Raw genomic sequence first — 16,258 nt, 5'->3', positions numbered from 1 at the left:
GATGGCCCACGACTCCGCTCCCCTGCAGCAGCAGGCCGGCACGCCCGGAACTCCCCGCCTGCGCGTGGCATTGATCGGTCACGCCTTCATGGGCCGTGCCCACGCCCAGGCGTGGCGAACCGCCCCGCACTTTTTTCCTCTCCCGCTCCAGCCGGTACTCGCGGTGGTCGTCGGTCGCGACGAAGGTCGCGCCAGGGCGGCCGCCGAGAACTTCGGGGCCGAGGAGTGGTCGATGAACTGGCGGGAGGTGATCGCCCGCGACGACATCGACCTGGTCGACATCTGCACGCCGGGTGACCAGCATGCCGAGATCGCCATCGCTGCTCTGCAGGCCGGAAAACACGTTCTCTGCGAGAAGCCGCTGGCGCGCTCGGTGCCCGAGGCCCGCCTGATGGCGGACGCAGCCGCCGCCGCCCACTCGGGCGTCTTCGCGATGTGCGGCTTCAGCTACCGCCGCACCCCGGCCCTTGCGCTGGCCAAACGGTTCATCGAGGAAGGCCGGCTCGGGCAGATCCGGCACGTGCGCGCTCAATACCTCCAGGACTGGCTCAGCTCGTCCGAAGCGCCGCTCACCTGGCGGCTTGACAAGGAGCGGGCCGGCTCGGGTGCCCTGGGCGACATCGGAGCGCACAGCATCGACACCGCCCAGTGGTTGACCGGGCAGAGCATCGACAAAGTCTCGGCGATGCTCCGCACCTTTGTCACCGATCGTCCGGTTCTGGCGCATCAGTCCGGGCTGGGCGGTCACGCCGAAGAGGGAGCGGAACGCGGCCCGGTCACGGTCGACGACGCCGCCGCGTTCACCGCATCGTTCAGCGGCGGGGCGATGGGCGTCTTCGAGTCCACCCGGATGGCGCTCGGCCGCCGCAACGCCAACCGGATCGAGATCAACGGCGAGCGCGGGTCCGTGGCCTTCGACTTCGAGCGCATGAACGAGTTGGAGTTCTACGGCGGCACCGACCCCGACGATGCTCAGGGCTTCCGACGCATCCAGGTCACCGAGCCGTCGCACCCGTACACCGGCGCCTGGTGGCCGACCGGACACGGTCTCGGCTACGAGCACGTGTTCACCCACCAGGTCGTCGACCTCGTCACCGCGATCGCCGCGGGAACGCAGCCGTCGCCGACGTTCGCCGAGGCCGTGCAGGTGCAGCAGGTGCTGGACGCCGTCGAGCGCAGCGCTGCCGACGAGAGCCGGCTGACCGCAACGACCGGGCCGGCCACCGATGGCTCGCCAACTTTCCAGACCCCCTCAACGAAGAAGGACCCCTCATGACTACTGCCAACTCCCCCGTCCGCGTTCTCGTCTGGGGTGAGAACCGCCACGAGCAGATCGAGGAGAAGGTGCGCGCGATCTATCCCGACGGCATGCACACCACGATCGCCAAGGGCATCGTCGAGAACCTGGGTGAACGCGCCCAGGTCACCACCACGACCCTGGATGAGCCCGAGCACGGGCTCACCGAGGAGGTTCTGGACGCCACCGACGTGCTTGTCTGGTGGGGTCACGCCGCCCACGGCGAGGTCGCCGACGAGGTCGTTGAGCGCGTGCACCGTCACGTTCTCGCCGGCATGGGGCTGCTCGTGCTGCACTCCGGCCACTGGTCGAAGATCTTCGGCAAGCTGATGGGCACCACCTGCACGCTGCGGTGGCGCTCGGAGGAGGACCGGGAGCTGGTGTGGACCGTCGACCCGACGCACCCCATCGCCCAAGGAGTGCCGCAGCCGTTCGTGATTCCGCAGCAGGAGATGTACGGCGAATTCTTCGACGTGCCAGCGCCCGACGAGCTCATTTTCCTCTCGACATTCTCGGGCGGCGAGGTCTTCCGGTCCGGCATGACCTACAAACGCGGCCACGGCCGCATCTTCTTCTTCTCCCCCGGCGATCAGGACTATCCCGTCTACCACCACGAGCATGTGCGCCGGGTCATTGCGAACGGCGTGCAGTGGGCTCGCACGTCGCTGCCAACGCGCCGGCTTCCCGTCTTGCAGCGCTACGAGACTGAAGATTTCTACAGCGGCCAGGACTACGAAGGAGCGCTCGTCCGATGACCGCCCCCGTGCGCATCGTGCAGGTGGGTGCTGGTGCGATGGGACGGGCCTGGATCCGCACCCTCCGCGACTCCCCCGAGGTCGAGCTGGTCGGTCTTGTCGACCTGGATGTGGCACTCGCTCAGCACGCCGCCGAGGAGGAGGGTGTTCTGCCGCTCGCCGTCGGAACATCGGTCGCCGAGGTGGCCGCACGGGCCGGCGCCGAGGCTGTTGTCAATGTCACCGTTCCTCGCGCACACCTGCCGGTCAGTTCCGAGGCCCTGTTCGCGGGACTGCCCGTGCTGTCCGAGAAGCCGATCGCCCCGACGGTCGCGGAGGCGCTCGTCCTGGCGGCGACGGCGGAGGTCGCCGGGCGCCTTCTCATGACCAGCCAGTCGCGCCGTTACTACGCATCGATCGCGGCGTTCCGTGAACAGGTCGCCGGCCTCGGGCAGGTGGGCACCGCCTCCGTCGAATTCGCCAAGGCACCCCGGTTCGGTGGTTTCCGCGACGAGATGGCGCATGTGCTTCTCCTCGACATGGCGGTGCACGCGTTCGACGCCGCACGCTACGTCCTCGACCGCGACCCCGTCGCCGTCTACTGCGAGGAATACAACCCGGGCTGGAGCTGGTACACGAGCGATGCCGCGGCGGTGGCGGTCTTTGAATTCGCCGATGGCGTGCGCTTCACCTACACGGGGAGCTGGTGCGCGGACGGACTGGAAACCTCGTGGAACGGTTCCTGGCGTGTCAATGGTGCCGGCGGAACCGCCCGATGGGACGGCGACAGCGCCCCGGAATGGCAAGCCAGGGAATCCAGCGAGGTTCTGCGCGCCCAGCTGGAGCCGGTCCCGCAGGAAATCGCGGGCTCACTCACCGAGTTCATCGACGCCCTTCGCACCGGCCGGGTGCCGTCAGGCGAGGTGCACGGCAATGTGCTCAGCCTGGCGATGGTGGAGGCGGCAGTGCGCTCCTCCGCACAGGGCGCGCGGGTGCGAATCGATGATGTGCTGGAGGATGCATATAAGGAGGCGTTGGGTGCGGCACGCGACGACAGGGTTCGTCAGGCACTCGTGTCCTGGGGCACGGTCCACGCGGGCCTCTCCCGCTGACGTGCGACGGGCCCACGCCGATGACTGACCCGGTCTTTGTGACATCCACCGTCGCTCACTCGTGGGAAGACGGGCTGATCGTCGGCAGCGGTCGGGTCGGCGCCGTCGTTCATGGTCCGGCCGACGCGATCAGCGTTTCCCTCTCCCACGAGCGCTACTTCCTCCCCGTCAATCCTCGCCCCGATGCGCCCGACCTCGCTCCGGTGCGGGAGAGCTTGCGTGAAGCGCTCCTCCGCGGTGACGCCGACGCCGCGAGCCGGACGCTGTCCCGGGGAGCCCGGGCAACCGGGTACGACGATTCTCTGATCTGGACCGATCCGCTCGGTCTCTGCGCGACTCTGACCATCAGGACCCCTGGCGGCGTCGTGGAATCGCGGCGGATCATCGACCCGCTCCGCGGCGAGGTCGCGGTGGAATGGACCGATCTCGAACGCAGACGACACGTGCTTCGCCTCCTCGCTCCGTACGGAAGTGAGTCAGTGCTGGTATCGGTCGAGGCGGACTCCCCGAGTACGAGCAGCATCGAGCTCGGTCTGGGCGCCGGCGGCACCACGTCCTTGGACACCGGTGGTCCCGACGGCTCCGCGGCGGTCACGGCCAGTGTGGCGGGCGGAGATCGTGGCATTCTCGAGGCCACCGCGGGTCACGCTCCCACCGCCGTCCGCGCTGCCGTGACGGTCTTCACCGGCACGCCGTGGCAGGTTGATGCCGGCGTCACACGATCGAACGTGGCGACCGGGCCCGAGGCGGCACTGCTGTTCCGGGTCGACGTCTCGATGCGCTCTGATGCTCTCAGCGTTGGCGTGTCCCGCGGCCTACCGGCTTCATGGGACGATGCCCGCCACGCCGAGCGGCGCACCAGGCTACCTCTGACCGGCGCTTCCCTGCTGGACCTGGCTGGCGCTTCGTCTACGACGCGCACAGAAGACCTCTGGACCTCCGCCCGCGCCGGCGACGACGGCGCTCGCCGCCGCGTGGTCGAGACCGCTTATCTGAGCGGCCGGGCGAACATCATCGCCTCGACGGGCGCATTCCCGCCCACTCTGCAGGGCGTCTGGCAGGGTACCTGGCGCCCCGCCTGGTCTGCCGATTACACCCTGAACGGCAACGTGCAAAACGGCGCGATGGCCGGTATGACTGCCACGGGTACGCCAGAGCTGACCCTCTCCCTCCTGAACCTCGTGCTCCCGCACCTCGACGACTACCGCGACAACGCACGTCTCATCTTCGGAGCCGAAGGGATGCTGTTACCGTCCCGTATGTCGAATCACGGTCGGGCCAACCACTTCTCCGAGGACTACCCCCACCTGTTCTGGACCGGATGCGGCGGCTGGGTTCTGCGGGTCGTGGCCGACGCCGTCTCCACGACGGGCGACAGATCGATCGTCGATGACAGGGTGTGGGAACTGACCGAAGGCGTGCTCCGCTTTGCCGAGACCGCTTGGATCGATGTCGACGGCGTGCGCCGGATCGTTCCCTCGTACTCGCCCGAGAACACGCCGGGAGGCGCTCGGGTGCCCCTCGCCACGGATGCAACGATCGACGTCGCCATCCTCCGCGATGCCGCGAGAGCAACGGCGCTGCTCGGCCGGGCCCGCGGTGATGACTCCCTGGACGAACGCTGGGCACGTGTACTCGACGATCTGCCGCCCTATCGCGTCGCTGACGACGGAACCCTCGCGGAGTGGGTCACCGGGCCCTGGAGTGAGAACATCGCGCACCGTCACGCCTCCCAGCTCTACCCGCTGTGGTACGAGATCGATCCGGCCTTCGCCGGTGACGGTGAGGCGGCGACGCGTTTGCGCGCAGCCGCCGTTGCGACCGTGCGTGACAAGATCGCGTGGCGTGCGGCTGCGCCGTCGGCACCGCCCGGCCGGATGGAGATGGCCTTCGGCCTCGTGCAGATCGGCCTGGCGGCCGCAGCGCTCGGCGATGCGGCGGCGGCCGAAACGTGCGTCAACTGGCTTGCTGTCGAGCACTGGAGCCCCACCCTGGCGACGACGCACGATGCGGGAAGAATCTTCAACCTGGATGCGAGCGGGGGGCTTCCCGGCCTCGTTGCCTCGATGCTGCTGGGGTCCGGCACCGACTCGCTGTCGGTGCTTCCCGCCGTGCCCACCGCCTGGCCGCGTGGCGCCGTGACCGGACTGCGCGCTCGCGGCGGCCTCGTGGTCGACCGGTTGGAGTGGAGTCCGCACGGTGCCTCGTGCACGATTCGTCGCCTTCCCGGGGCGGGGTGGCTCGCGCCCCCGGAGGGCACGTTGATTCGACTTCCCCGCGCCGCGACGCTCCTCGTGGACGGTGTTCCAACGGGCAATCACCGGCTCGACATCCGCGAGCGGCCTCTCCACGTCGACGCGACCTGGCTGCCCGTCTAGGCGGTCACCACCCGACGGTGTTGCGGCGCGAGCGCAGCCAGAACAGGAGGGCGACGACACCCTGGATGACGGCCGCCACGAACACCAGGATCCCGAACGGAACGAGCGACACTTCGGCGTAGCCGCCCATGACCGGCATGACGAGCCCGGCCGCGGTGAAGCTGACGGTACCCAGGATGGCTGTGACACTTCCGGCCTCGCTGGCCGGGCCCTGGAGCGAGAGGTATTGCACCGCCGGCGCGCCGATCGACCGCCCGGCGAGCGCGAAGGTGAGGGTGCCCGCCGCGACGAGTAGCGGTTGGGCCTGGAGGAGCGCGAGGACCACGACGACGACGGCACCGAAAGCCGTCACGACAGCCGACGCCATCAGCGCGAACTGGGCGCCACGTCGCGGAATCAGCACCCGACCGGTCATCTGACCCACACAGATCGTCACGACGGACGTACCGAGGAAGAGGAGTCCATAGCCATCCGCGTTCACCTCGTAGACCCGGGTGTAGAGGAACGGTGCGGTCGCGAGGTAACCGAATCCGACCGACCACCCCGCGGCGGATGCGGCAGCGAGGGCGAGGATCCTCGGTCGGCGGAGTAGCCCGAAGGAGTTCCGCAGCGAGGGTAGCAGCCCGCCTGTGTGCCGTCGCTCCGGCGGTAGGGTCTCGGGCAGCACGATCAGCGCGGCGGCCGTCGCCAGCGCGCCCCAGACGGCCACGATGAGGAAGGACGCACGCCAGTCGATGATTTTCGTCAGCTGTGCTCCCAGTGACGGGACGAGAAGGGGGAAGACACTGATGATGACCGCGAGGTTCGCGAGCATCGTCACGAGCCTCTTCCCGCTGTACAGGTCGCGCACGATCGCGATGACCACGACCCCTGCGGCGGTGCAGGCGGCGCCCTGCACAAAACGGGCGGCGAGGAGGACCGCTGTGTCCAAGGTCGTCGCCGCGACCACGCTGGCCACGATGTGCAGCACGGCGGCGACGCCAAGCGGCCACCGCCGTCCGATCGCATCGCTGAGCGGGCCGGCGAGGAGCTGACCGGCAGCAAAGCCGAAGGTTGCCCCGGTCACCACGAGTTGAGCGGTCGAGGCAGTGATGCCGAGATCGGTTGTCAGCGTGGGGAGGAAGGGCAGGACAAGGTCGATCGTCAGCGGCCCGAACCCGATGAGCATTGCGAATACCGGCAGAAGGAGCCGGGCGGACGATGGTCCGGCGCCGGCAGCGGTCATGGACGTACCGGTCGGGAGGGCATGGGGTAAAAGGTCCTGTCTGTCAGTTTCCGGCCGCGTTGATCGGGAAATAGAGCGAGTACGGCTCGTCGACGATCTCGTGGACCGGGCGGAAGCGGATGGTGGAGGGCTGGCCGACGGAGCGGTAGCCGCGAAGCCACTCCGTCCACTGGCGCTCGTTGTCTGGCGTCAGAAGCGAGGCGGCCGACGATGGGTCACCGTTCAGGCTCACCTCCCTGTCGACGAGACCGGCAAGGACCACCGGCCCCTCGACGAACGCGACTGTGGTGGGCTCGTCGGGAATCGGTACAGCCCGGAGAGCGAAGGGGAACGCGATGTCCACACTGGTCCGAACACCGGGGTGGGCGATGACGAGGGCGCCGGCTGCGCGCTCCACGTGCTCGTCCCCCGCGAGCGCGGGCTCCCCGACGACCCAGTCGGGCACTCTCACACGAACCCTCAGCGGGACGCCCTCGGCCGAGGTGACCTCGACGCGCACCCGGGTTGCCGAGGGCCTGTGCGCGTCACCGGCCTCGCCCGCATTGGAGTCCGGACCGACGTAGCCGGCGTTGCCGAGAACAGTGACCCGCACCGCCACGTCGCCCGCGGCCGTCGCGACCCTGGTCCGAGCGCCGATGTGTTGCGCAATCGTGAGTTCGCCGTCCTCCCCCAGGAAGAAGACCAGCCCGGAGTGCCGGGTGTGAGCCTGCACCAGTGTGCCGTGACAGCACCAGAAGTCCTCTGTGGCGGTCCCCCAATTCTTGCGGGCCCGGCCCTCGAGCGGCAGGAAATAGGCGACCATTCCCGTGCGGGGATTCTGTTGGGCGAGGATCCCGTTGTAGAGGTTCCGCTCGATGTAGTCGGCATAGGAGAGATCGCCTGTCCACCGCATCAGAGCGTCGGCGAGCCGGATCATGTTGTACACGACGCAATGCTCCTGCGTCTTTTCGCCACGACGAGAGGCGAATTCGAAGGGAGGCGTCCAGATCTCACCCGAGGTCTGACCGCCCGTGCAGAAGGTGCCGCGGCGGGTGACGGCCTGGGTCCAGTACTCCTCGACGATGCCGCGCCAGCGCTCATCGCCGGTCACTTCGTAGGCACGCGCGGCACCGAGCACCTCGGGGATGGTGGTGTTCGCGTGCATATTGGTCAGCATGTCCCGACCCGCCAGCAACCCCTCGAACAGGGAACGGTGGTAGTAACGCTTGAGCAGTTCCCGGTAGATATCGTCGCCGGTCGCCGCCAGGAGATCAGCCCACACTTCGAGCATCCCGCCGGTCTCGACCTCGAGAATTGTTTGGAACGCGTCGTCGTCGATGCCCCGCACCCACTCGAGGATCGGGATAGACGCGTTCCGGGCCAGCTGCAAGGCTCGATCGTCACCGAGATCACGGTGCACGTCGACGAGACCCATCAGCGTCTTGTGCATCGCGTACTGCGGCGCCCACACCGCTCGGCCCTCCGCGAGGCGGCGGAGAAAAGCAGGTGGGATGGCCCAGATCCATCCTCCGCCGTTCTCCTGCTGGCAGCGCTCGAGTCCGTCCAGTACCGAGTCGATCCGCGCCCGGAGCAGCCGATCTCCCGTGACCGCAACCTCGCGCGCTGCGGCCGAGAGCCAATGGCCGAGAAAGTGGCCTCGCAAGAGCGCACCGGGTGTTTCCCAGCCCCAGTGGCGTTCGAGGCCGCGTGACACGGCCGAGTCCCGGGACGGCTGGAGGTGCCAGTTCTGGTCGCCGATGCCTGCTTCGAGGAAGAAATTCTGCAGGAGCGCTTCGTCGGTCAACGACAGGAGATAGGCCCGGTTGAGCCGGCGGCGATCATCGAAAACGCCGCCCTCGAGACGGGTGTCGTTCGGCGCGAGCTGGAACATCGTCATGAGGACTCCTCGTCGTTGAGATCGATCTCTTACTTTACTCACATGAGGATTGACGATAGGAATGTCTTTATGGAATTCCCTCGGGTGATTCACCTCTTCACTGAAGAAGTGTCCGTCCTGCTCACTCAAATCAACGCCGCTCCGCCCGTGATTGTGCACTGGGGCCCACGGATCCAAGCGAGTGATCGTGACCTTTCCGAATACGCGGGTACCAGCGTCCGCACAGGAATTGACGGGCTATCGGACCTGCCGTACGAGCCCGGTATCCTGCCGGAGCACTCGTACGGATGGGGTGGATTGCCCGGCATCCGGGCCCACCGTGCCGGCGCCGCATGGTCCCCTCGCCTCACCGTGACGTCGGTCACCGTGAACGGCGAAACGCTCGCGGAGGGCGCGGTGGCGCAGCGGGAGAGCGGTCTGGTGAGCATTGATGCGCACGACGAATCGGCCGCTATCGGGGCCAGTATAGAGATCGATCTCTCCTATTCTGGGCTGCTCCGCACCCGCGTCAGCGTGCGCAATGACGGCGAGGGGCCCGAACACCTCGACGTCATCGGCGTGGACCCGGCCCTGCGGATGCCGACTGACGCACGCGAGATCCTGGATTTCTCCGGCCGGTGGGGCACCGAGAAAATCCCGCAGCGGCACCCTGTGGTCGTCGGGACGCATGCGCGCGAGTCGCGCCGCGGGCGCACCGGGCTGGATGCCACGACGCTCATCGCGATCGGGTCGCCGGGCTTCGACGCGGGCTCCGGCCGGGTGTGGCTCTGCCATGTCGGTATCGGCGGCAACCACGAGCACGCTGTCGAGCGGAGCGACGGATATCTGGCCTTCCGCGGCGGCGAACTTCTCCTACCCGGCGAGGTGCGCCTGGCGGGCGGGGAAAGGTATCGATCCCCCTGGGTGTACGGCAGCTTCGGGATCGGCCTGGATGCCGCTTCGGCCCGGTACCACGGCTTCGTGAGGGAGCGCTCACGGTCATCGCGTCGTCCGCGCCCCGTCACCCTCAATGTGTGGGAGGCCGTGTACTTCGACCAGGACTTCACCACCCTGGCAGAGCTGGCCACGCGCGCCGCCGCCCTCGGAGTCGAGCGTTACGTCCTTGACGACGGCTGGTTCCTGGGCCGCACCGACGACACCGCCGGTCTGGGCGATTGGATCCCCGACCCGACGGCCTGGCCACACGGTCTCGCCCCCCTCGCCGAGCACGTCCGCGGCCTCGGGATGGAATTCGGCCTCTGGGTCGAGCCGGAGATGATCAATGAGGACTCCGACCTCGCCCGCGCGCACCCCGAGTGGATCCTCCGAGCGCGTGCGGGGCTACCGCCGCGGTTCCGCAACCAGCAGGTGCTCAACCTGGCCGACCCCGAGGCCTTTGCGCACATTCTCGCCGTTCTCGACGGGCTGGTCACCGACCTCGACGTGGCCTACCTCAAGTGGGACCACAACCGCGACCTGATCGACGCGGGCCATCCTGCGACGGGAGCACCGGCCGTGCACGAACAAACTCTCGCGGTCTATGAGCTCATCGATCAGCTGCGCCTGCGACACCCCGAGCTCGAGATCGAAAGTTGCGCGTCGGGAGGAGGACGTGTCGACCTCGGGATCCTCGAGCGCACCGACCGGGTGCATACCTCCGACAATCACGACCCCCTCGATCGCTCCCGAATGCTCCGCTGGACCGGGCTCCTGGTGCCGCCCGAGATGCTCGGCTCGCACGTCGCCTCACCGGTGTCCTCCGTCACCGGGCGCACGAGCGATCTGCACACCCGCTGCGCAATCGCGTTCCTTGGTCATTTCGGCATCGAATGGGACATCCGGGAGCTGAGCGACGAGGACGCGGTCGTCCTGGCCCGCTGGATCTCCGCCTACCAGCTGCATCGAGAGCTCATCAGCACCGGCCGGGTCGTCGCCGACGGCGACTTCGACCCGGATGCGCCGGCCCTGCGCGGTGTCGTCGCCCCCGACGGTTCGGAGGCCATCTACACGATCGTTACACCGGAACTATCCGCGGATTCGCGATGCAGGGTCCGCCTGCCCGGGCTCCTGGCCGAGGCCAGGTATCGCGTCGAGTCCGCCCGGCCCGGGTCACTCGGCCCCTGGTGGTTGAGCCCGTCGTGGTTGGACGCGTCCGCAGCCCTCGACTCCCCCGCCGAGGCGCCGTCCTACTCGGGGAGCCTCCTTGTGGAAGCTGGACTCGACCTGCTCACCTTCCACCCCGACCGGGTACTCGTCCTGCGACTGGTTCGCATCGACGCCTGACCTCACGCGGTCCGCCGCGCCCATACGCCACCCACCACCACCACCACCACCCTGGAGCCCTCGTGAACACCATCGTCACCGTCGACCTTGACCGGCCCGGCGCCACCATCAGCAAGCACCTCTACGGCCACTTCGCCGAGCACCTCGGGCGGTGTATCTACGACGGCTTCTGGGTCGGCGAGGACTCGCCTGTGCCCAATATCGGCGGTATCCGCCTCGACGTCGTCGAGGCCCTGCGCGCCCTGAACATCCCGAACCTGCGTTGGCCAGGCGGCTGTTTCGCCGATCGATACCACTGGACCAACGGCATCGGCCCCCGCGCCGAGCGCCCTGGCCTCATCAACACGCAATGGGGTGGGGTGGCCGAGGACAACTCCTTCGGCACGCCGGAGTTCATGGCCCTGTGCGAGTTGCTCGGCGCCGACGCCTACATCTCGGGCAACATCGGGTCAGGCACGGTGCAGGAGATGGCCGACTGGGTCGAGTACCTCACGGGTACCGGCAAGTCCCCAATGGCCGACCTGCGCCGCTCACACGGTCGGGAACAGCCGTGGACCGTGGCGTTCTGGGGCCTCGGCAACGAGACGTGGGGCTGCGGCGGCAACATGCGCGCCGGTGCCTACGCCGACCTCGCCCGCCAATTCGGCACCTTCTGCCAGAGCGGCAACGACACCCCGCTCCACCGCGTCGCCGCCGGCGCAGACGGTGCCGATACCGCCTGGACGAAGACCCTGATGGAGGTCATCCCCGAGATCGGGGCGCACCCCTTCTCCACCGTGCCGTGGGAATCGGTCTCGGTGCATTACTACACCATCGGCGGCAGCTGGCACGCTAAGGGCAGCGCGACCGAGTTCGACGACGCGTCCTACTGGAGCACCATCGTCGCAGCCCAAGGCATCGAAGGGCTGCTTCGCTCGCACGCGGACGTCATGGACGTCTACGACCCCGAGAAGAAGTACGGGATGGTCCTGGACGAATGGGGCACCTGGTGGGAAGTCGAGCCGGGAACCCACCCCGGCTTCCTCTTCCAACAGAACACGATCCGCGATGCCATGGTCGCCGCCTGGCATTTCGACGTCTTCCACGGCTTCGCCGACAGGCTGACGATGGCGAACATCGCGCAGACGGTGAATGTGCTGCAGGCGATGCTGCTGACCGACCCCGACGGGGGCGAGATGGTGCGGACGCCCACGTATCACGTGTTCGAGATGAACAAAGGCCACCAGGACGCGACAGTGCTCCCCACAACCGTTGTCGGACCCGCCCACACCGCCGACGGCCGGGAAATCCCCGTCGCCTCCGCATCCGCAAGCACAAAAGACGGCCAGGTTCTGGTTTCGCTCACGAACGTGGACCTCGACACCCCCCTCGAGATCACCGTCGAGTTCCGCGGCGGTACGGCCACCGACGCGACCGGGCGTCTGCTCTCCGCCGACCGCCCCGACGCACACAACCGTCCCGGAGCGGCCGACGTGGTCAGCCCCATCACCTTCGACGACTTCGAGGTCACCCCCACGGGCCTGCGGCTCACACTGCCCCCGCACTCCTTCGCCACGCTGACTCTCCGTCTCGACGCCGCGTGAGGCCCGAACGAGGACAGAGTGCGCTGACGCCGCCGATGGGCTGGAACAGTTGGGACTGTTTCGGCGGCTCCGTCACAGAGGCGGAGGTGCTCGCGAACGCGCAGTACCTGGCGGAGCACCTGCTTGAACACGGGTGGGATACGGTCGTCGTCGACATCCAGTGGTACGAACCGAACCCCGGCACGAGCGACTACCGCACCGAGTCGGCGCCCATCCTGGACCGCTGGGGTCGGCCTCAGCCTGCACTCACAAGGTTCCCCTCGGCAGAACACGACGGCTTTACCCAGCTGGCACAGCGGGTGCATGCCCTCGGCCTCCGCTTCGGCGTGCACCTCATGCGCGGGGTTCCGCGCCGCGCCGCGGACCAGGGCCTGCCGGTCCTCGGCTCGACCGCTACCTGCGCGGACATCGCCGATCGAACGAACACGTGCTCGTGGAACCCGGACAATTTCGGCATCAACATGTCCGCGATTGGCGCGCAGGCGTACTACGACTCGGTTATGGCGCAACTGGCCTCATGGGGCGTTGACTTCGTCAAGCTCGACGACGTGCTGTACCCGCCGATCCAGGCCGACGAGATCGCCGCTATTTCCCGCGCGATCGATGCGACAGGTCGCCCGATGACCCTGAGCCTTTCTCCCGGCAAACAGCTCTCGCTCAAGAACCTCGACCTCCTGCGCGACACCGCCCAGCTGTGGCGGATCTCCGACGATTTCTGGGACGATTGGGCGCTCCTCCTCGAGCAATTCCAGCGGGCCGCTCGTTGGGCTCCACACCAGCGCCCTGGCGCCTGGGCCGACGCCGACATGCTTCCCCTCGGCCGCATCGGGATCCGTGCGCATGTCGGCGATGACCGCCAGAGCCGGTTCACACCGGCGGAGCAGCGCACGCTGATGACACTGTGGTGCCTCCTGCGTTCTCCGCTGATGTTCGGCGGGCACCTACCCGACACAACACCGGAAACACTGGCGCTGCTCTCGAACGACGAGGTGCTTGCCCTCCTCCAGAGCGACTCGAGCCGGGAGATCGTGCGTGACGGCAACCTGGTCGTCTGGGAGGCGGAACGCGATGGTATCCAGTGGCGCGCGGTGTTCTGGCTCGGGGCGGAGCCGACCACATACAGAGCCTCCCTGACCGACCTGGGGTGCCCTGAATGGCGCGAGACGCGCGATGTGTGGGACGGCGCCCTGCTGAGCGTCGACGACGGATTCCTCACACTCGCGGTTCAGGCCCATGGAGTTCGACTGCTTCGGTTCGAGGCCTGACCGGTCGAAGGTCTCGCCACACCGCAAGACGGCGAGGCGAATCAGCGTCGGACGCTGTAACGGTGCTCAGGGCGACCCATCGATCCATATCGCAGAGTCACGTCCACGTCACCGCGGGTGGCGAGGGTGGCGAGGTGCCGCTGCGCCGTCGCGCGAGACAGCCCGGCGCGGTCGGCGATCAGGCTCGCCGAGGTTTCACCGTCCTGGAGTAGCTCGATGAGTAGCTTCTCGGTCGTGGACCGCGACCCGGAGGCGACTGAACTGTCCCGGCCGTGCAGCACCCGCTGGGCCTTTTCGATGGCGTCCTGGTCGAGTTGACGGTCCTCAGCGGCCAGGGCGCGGAACCGGCGATAGGCATCCAGCCGGTCGCTGAGCCGGGCGGGTTCGAACGGTTTGATGAGGTAGTCCAGGGCGCCGGCGCGGAGCGCCCTGCGCACGGTGGCGCCGTCAGCGGCCGCACTGATCATGAACGCGTCGACGTCGATTTCGGCGACGAAGGCGATCCCGTCGCCGTCGGGCAGGTAGACATCGCAGATCACCAGGTCTGGCCGTAGGTCGCGCACCGCCGCGCGTGCGGCCCGCACTCCGCGCACCGGCTCGAGGGAGGTGTAGCCGGGGCACCCGTCGACGATGTCGCGATGCAGACCGCCGACGCGGAAGTCGTCGTCGACCACGAGCACGGTAATGGTGTCGGTCATCGTTCTTCTCCTTGTGCTGGATGGGCCGGTGCCCGCATAACGCCGGGCAGACGCGCGCAGAACACTGCTCCGCTTCCGCCTGGGCCGCCGGCATCGGCCAGCCACACGTCTCCGCCCAGACGCGCCGCAACGTCGCGCACGAGCGGCAGGCCGATCCCCCGCCCGTGCACAGCATCCGGGTCCACGTCCGATCGGTGTACGTCGCTGAATACCTGTGCTTCGTTCGCCACGCCCCGCCCGGAGTCGGACACGGTCATGACGAGCGTGTCGCCGTCGTCGAGCAGCTCCACGATCACCCACCGGGGCTCTGCGCCATACACGGCCGCGCTCACGGCGTTGTCGACGAGGTTGGCGAGCACCGTGGCCACGTCCGCGGGCGCCGAAACGACGCCGCGCACCAGGGAATCGGGGCCCACCGTCAGTACCACCCCGCGCTCACCGGCCTGCTCAGCCTTGGCTTGCACCAGCGACAGCAGGAACGGCTCGGTCAGATGCTCGCCGGCGAACGGGCCGCCGGGGGTGCGGGCCGCGTCCAGCACGTCGTCGAGGTAGTCCCGGGCGTCGGGCACACGCCCCGCGTCCATCAGACCGGCCGTCACGTGTAGACGGTTCGCGAACTCGTGCCGCTGCACCCTCAGCGCCTCGGTCATCGACGCCACTGTTTCCAGGCGATCCGTGATGGTGACGATGTCGGTGCGGTCGCGGATCACCGCGATCACGCCCAGGTCCCGATTTGCGCGCGACACCGGGTGGGTGTCGATGTAGACGATGTGGTCGGCGAGTACGACCGGATCGGCCGCATCCGCGCTCCGTCGCCCGGCCGACGGTTCGGTCGGTTCACCGGTCAGGGCAGCGATCACCGGGCCGGGCAGTACGAGGTCGTGGATGCGGCGTCCGACCAGGTCGGAGATGCCGAGCAGCCGGGCGGCCGTGGTGTTGGCCACGGTCACCACATCGTCCGGACCGTAGGCGAGCACCCCGTCCCCCACGCCGTCGAGCACCGCCGCCTGGTTCGCCACCAGCGCCGAGAGCTCCTCGGGCTGCAGGCCGAGGGTGAGGCGCTCGAGGCGGCGACGGATGATTAACGACACGACGGCGCCCAGGGCCAGGGCCGCGCCGGCAGCGAGCGCGACGCCGCCCAGCAGCAGGGGAAGCTCCTGGAACACGCTGCTCGGGGCGAACCCGACACTCACCTCCCCCACCGGCACCGAGGTGTCGGGGTCGCGCACCGGAACCTTGGCGCGCGCCGAGGCGCCCAGGGTGCCCGATTCCCACGACACCGTCTCGCGTCCGGCCAGAGCCTCGGCGAACTCGGTGCTCACCACCGCGCCGAGCAGTTGCGGTTCCGGGTGCGCGAGCCGGATGCCGTGGTCGTCGGTGATAACGATGAACAGCGCGCCGGTGTTCGCCTCCGCCGCGGCCGCGAGAACGGAGAGCGGACCGTCAAGGAGGCTCGCGTTCGTCGGCGTACCGGCGTCGGCCGACGCTTGGGCGACACCGGCGCGCACATCGGAGTCGGCGGCCACAGTGCGCGCAATCGACAGCGCAGAGGTCTCGGCCTCGGCGCGCAGCTGCTGCACGCCTATCCCCACGAACACGCCGGTGCAGATCGCGACGACGACGGTCACGCAGGCGAGTTGGAGCAGCAGCATCTGCGTTGAGAACCGCATCGTCCGCCTCCTTGCGGCGCATCGAGCAAAATGCGCACAAGTAACGATATGCGCAATACGTGCGTCAAAGCGAGATACCGGAGGCGGCGGGTGCGGCCTGTCTAGGCTTCACACTCATCGTCATCCGCTTCGGCGGACACCGCCGAGCGGGATCTCCT

General features: G+C 68.2%; 11 protein-coding genes. 7 read left to right on the top strand and 4 right to left on the bottom strand.

Annotated elements, in window-relative coordinates; translation table 11 throughout:
* Position 1 precedes the first annotated feature (1 nt).
* The 4 genes from E3T61_RS14490 to E3T61_RS14475 are packed head-to-tail and all read left to right on the top strand — an operon-like array spanning position 2 to position 5,521.
* Positions 2-1,276: a Gfo/Idh/MocA family protein gene (locus tag E3T61_RS14490; protein ID WP_134641826.1), complete on the top strand. Its 1,275-nt coding sequence runs from the start codon at positions 2-4 to the stop codon at positions 1,274-1,276.
* A complete protein-coding gene (locus E3T61_RS14485) occupies positions 1,273-2,052 on the top strand; it encodes a ThuA domain-containing protein (RefSeq protein ID WP_134641545.1) in 780 nt (259 codons plus the stop codon). The genes E3T61_RS14490 and E3T61_RS14485 overlap by 4 nt, the downstream gene beginning before the upstream one ends.
* The gene (locus E3T61_RS14480) at positions 2,049-3,143 is read left to right on the top strand and encodes a Gfo/Idh/MocA family protein (protein ID WP_134641544.1); all 1,095 of its coding nucleotides are present in this window, start codon (positions 2,049-2,051) and stop codon (positions 3,141-3,143) included. The genes E3T61_RS14485 and E3T61_RS14480 overlap by 4 nt, the downstream gene beginning before the upstream one ends.
* Before the next feature lie 38 nt (positions 3,144-3,181).
* A complete protein-coding gene (locus tag E3T61_RS14475) occupies positions 3,182-5,521 on the top strand; it encodes a glycosyl hydrolase family 95 catalytic domain-containing protein (RefSeq protein WP_166793252.1) in 2,340 nt (779 codons plus the stop codon).
* Between the two features lie 4 nt (positions 5,522-5,525).
* Here the strand turns inward: E3T61_RS14475 and E3T61_RS14470 are convergent, their stop codons facing one another.
* Positions 5,526-6,746: an MFS transporter gene (locus tag E3T61_RS14470; RefSeq protein WP_134641542.1), complete on the bottom strand. Its 1,221-nt coding sequence runs from the start codon at positions 6,744-6,746 to the stop codon at positions 5,526-5,528.
* Between the two features lie 43 nt (positions 6,747-6,789).
* On the bottom strand, positions 6,790-8,622 hold the full coding sequence (locus E3T61_RS14465) for a beta-L-arabinofuranosidase domain-containing protein (protein WP_134641541.1): 1,833 nt from the start codon (positions 8,620-8,622) through the stop codon (positions 6,790-6,792).
* Positions 8,623-8,691: 69 nt separating this feature from the next.
* Between E3T61_RS14465 and E3T61_RS14460 the strand changes: the two genes are divergently transcribed.
* From E3T61_RS14460 to E3T61_RS14450, 3 genes are all read left to right on the top strand, one after another.
* Complete coding sequence (locus tag E3T61_RS14460; RefSeq protein WP_134641540.1) at positions 8,692-10,884, top strand: alpha-galactosidase; 2,193 nt, start codon at positions 8,692-8,694, stop codon at positions 10,882-10,884.
* A gap of 62 nt (positions 10,885-10,946) precedes the next feature.
* A complete protein-coding gene (locus E3T61_RS14455; RefSeq protein ID WP_134641539.1) occupies positions 10,947-12,467 on the top strand; it encodes an alpha-N-arabinofuranosidase in 1,521 nt (506 codons plus the stop codon).
* 35 nt (positions 12,468-12,502) lie between these two features.
* Complete coding sequence (locus tag E3T61_RS14450; protein ID WP_134641538.1) at positions 12,503-13,732, top strand: glycoside hydrolase family 27 protein; 1,230 nt, start codon at positions 12,503-12,505, stop codon at positions 13,730-13,732.
* A 41-nt stretch (positions 13,733-13,773) separates the two neighbouring features.
* Here E3T61_RS14450 and E3T61_RS14445 read toward each other — a convergent pair whose 3' ends face one another.
* Positions 13,774-14,430 (bottom strand): response regulator, encoded by a 657-nt coding sequence (locus E3T61_RS14445; protein WP_134641537.1) that lies wholly within the window; start codon positions 14,428-14,430, stop codon positions 13,774-13,776.
* Positions 14,427-16,100, bottom strand: coding sequence for a sensor histidine kinase (locus E3T61_RS14440; RefSeq protein ID WP_174777027.1), 1,674 nt, complete (start codon positions 16,098-16,100; stop codon positions 14,427-14,429). The genes E3T61_RS14445 and E3T61_RS14440 overlap by 4 nt, the downstream gene beginning before the upstream one ends.
* Positions 16,101-16,258: the final 158 nt, after the last annotated feature.

It is taken from the genome of Cryobacterium lactosi, assembly GCF_004403945.1.
Taxonomy (GTDB): domain Bacteria; phylum Actinomycetota; class Actinomycetes; order Actinomycetales; family Microbacteriaceae; genus Cryobacterium; species Cryobacterium lactosi.
The sequence above is the reverse complement of the archived record's forward strand: the minus strand, read 5'-3'. Positions and strand labels throughout refer to the sequence as shown.

Bases quoted from the DNA above. Each gene is read 5' to 3' on its own strand.
- E3T61_RS14440 (WP_174777027.1), bottom strand. From the start codon at position 16,100: ATGCGGTTCTCAACGCAGATGCTGCTGCTCCAACTCGCCTGCGTGACC.
- E3T61_RS14480 (WP_134641544.1), top strand. From the start codon at position 2,049: ATGACCGCCCCCGTGCGCATCGTGCAGGTGGGTGCTGGTGCGATGGGA.
- E3T61_RS14485 (WP_134641545.1), top strand. From the start codon at position 1,273: ATGACTACTGCCAACTCCCCCGTCCGCGTTCTCGTCTGGGGTGAGAAC.
- E3T61_RS14465 (WP_134641541.1), bottom strand. From the start codon at position 8,622: ATGACGATGTTCCAGCTCGCGCCGAACGACACCCGTCTCGAGGGCGGC.
- E3T61_RS14450 (WP_134641538.1), top strand. From the start codon at position 12,503: ATGGGCTGGAACAGTTGGGACTGTTTCGGCGGCTCCGTCACAGAGGCG.
- E3T61_RS14490 (WP_134641826.1), top strand. From the start codon at position 2: ATGGCCCACGACTCCGCTCCCCTGCAGCAGCAGGCCGGCACGCCCGGA.
- E3T61_RS14470 (WP_134641542.1), bottom strand. From the start codon at position 6,746: ATGACCGCTGCCGGCGCCGGACCATCGTCCGCCCGGCTCCTTCTGCCG.
- E3T61_RS14460 (WP_134641540.1), top strand. From the start codon at position 8,692: ATGGAATTCCCTCGGGTGATTCACCTCTTCACTGAAGAAGTGTCCGTC.
- E3T61_RS14445 (WP_134641537.1), bottom strand. From the start codon at position 14,430: ATGACCGACACCATTACCGTGCTCGTGGTCGACGACGACTTCCGCGTC.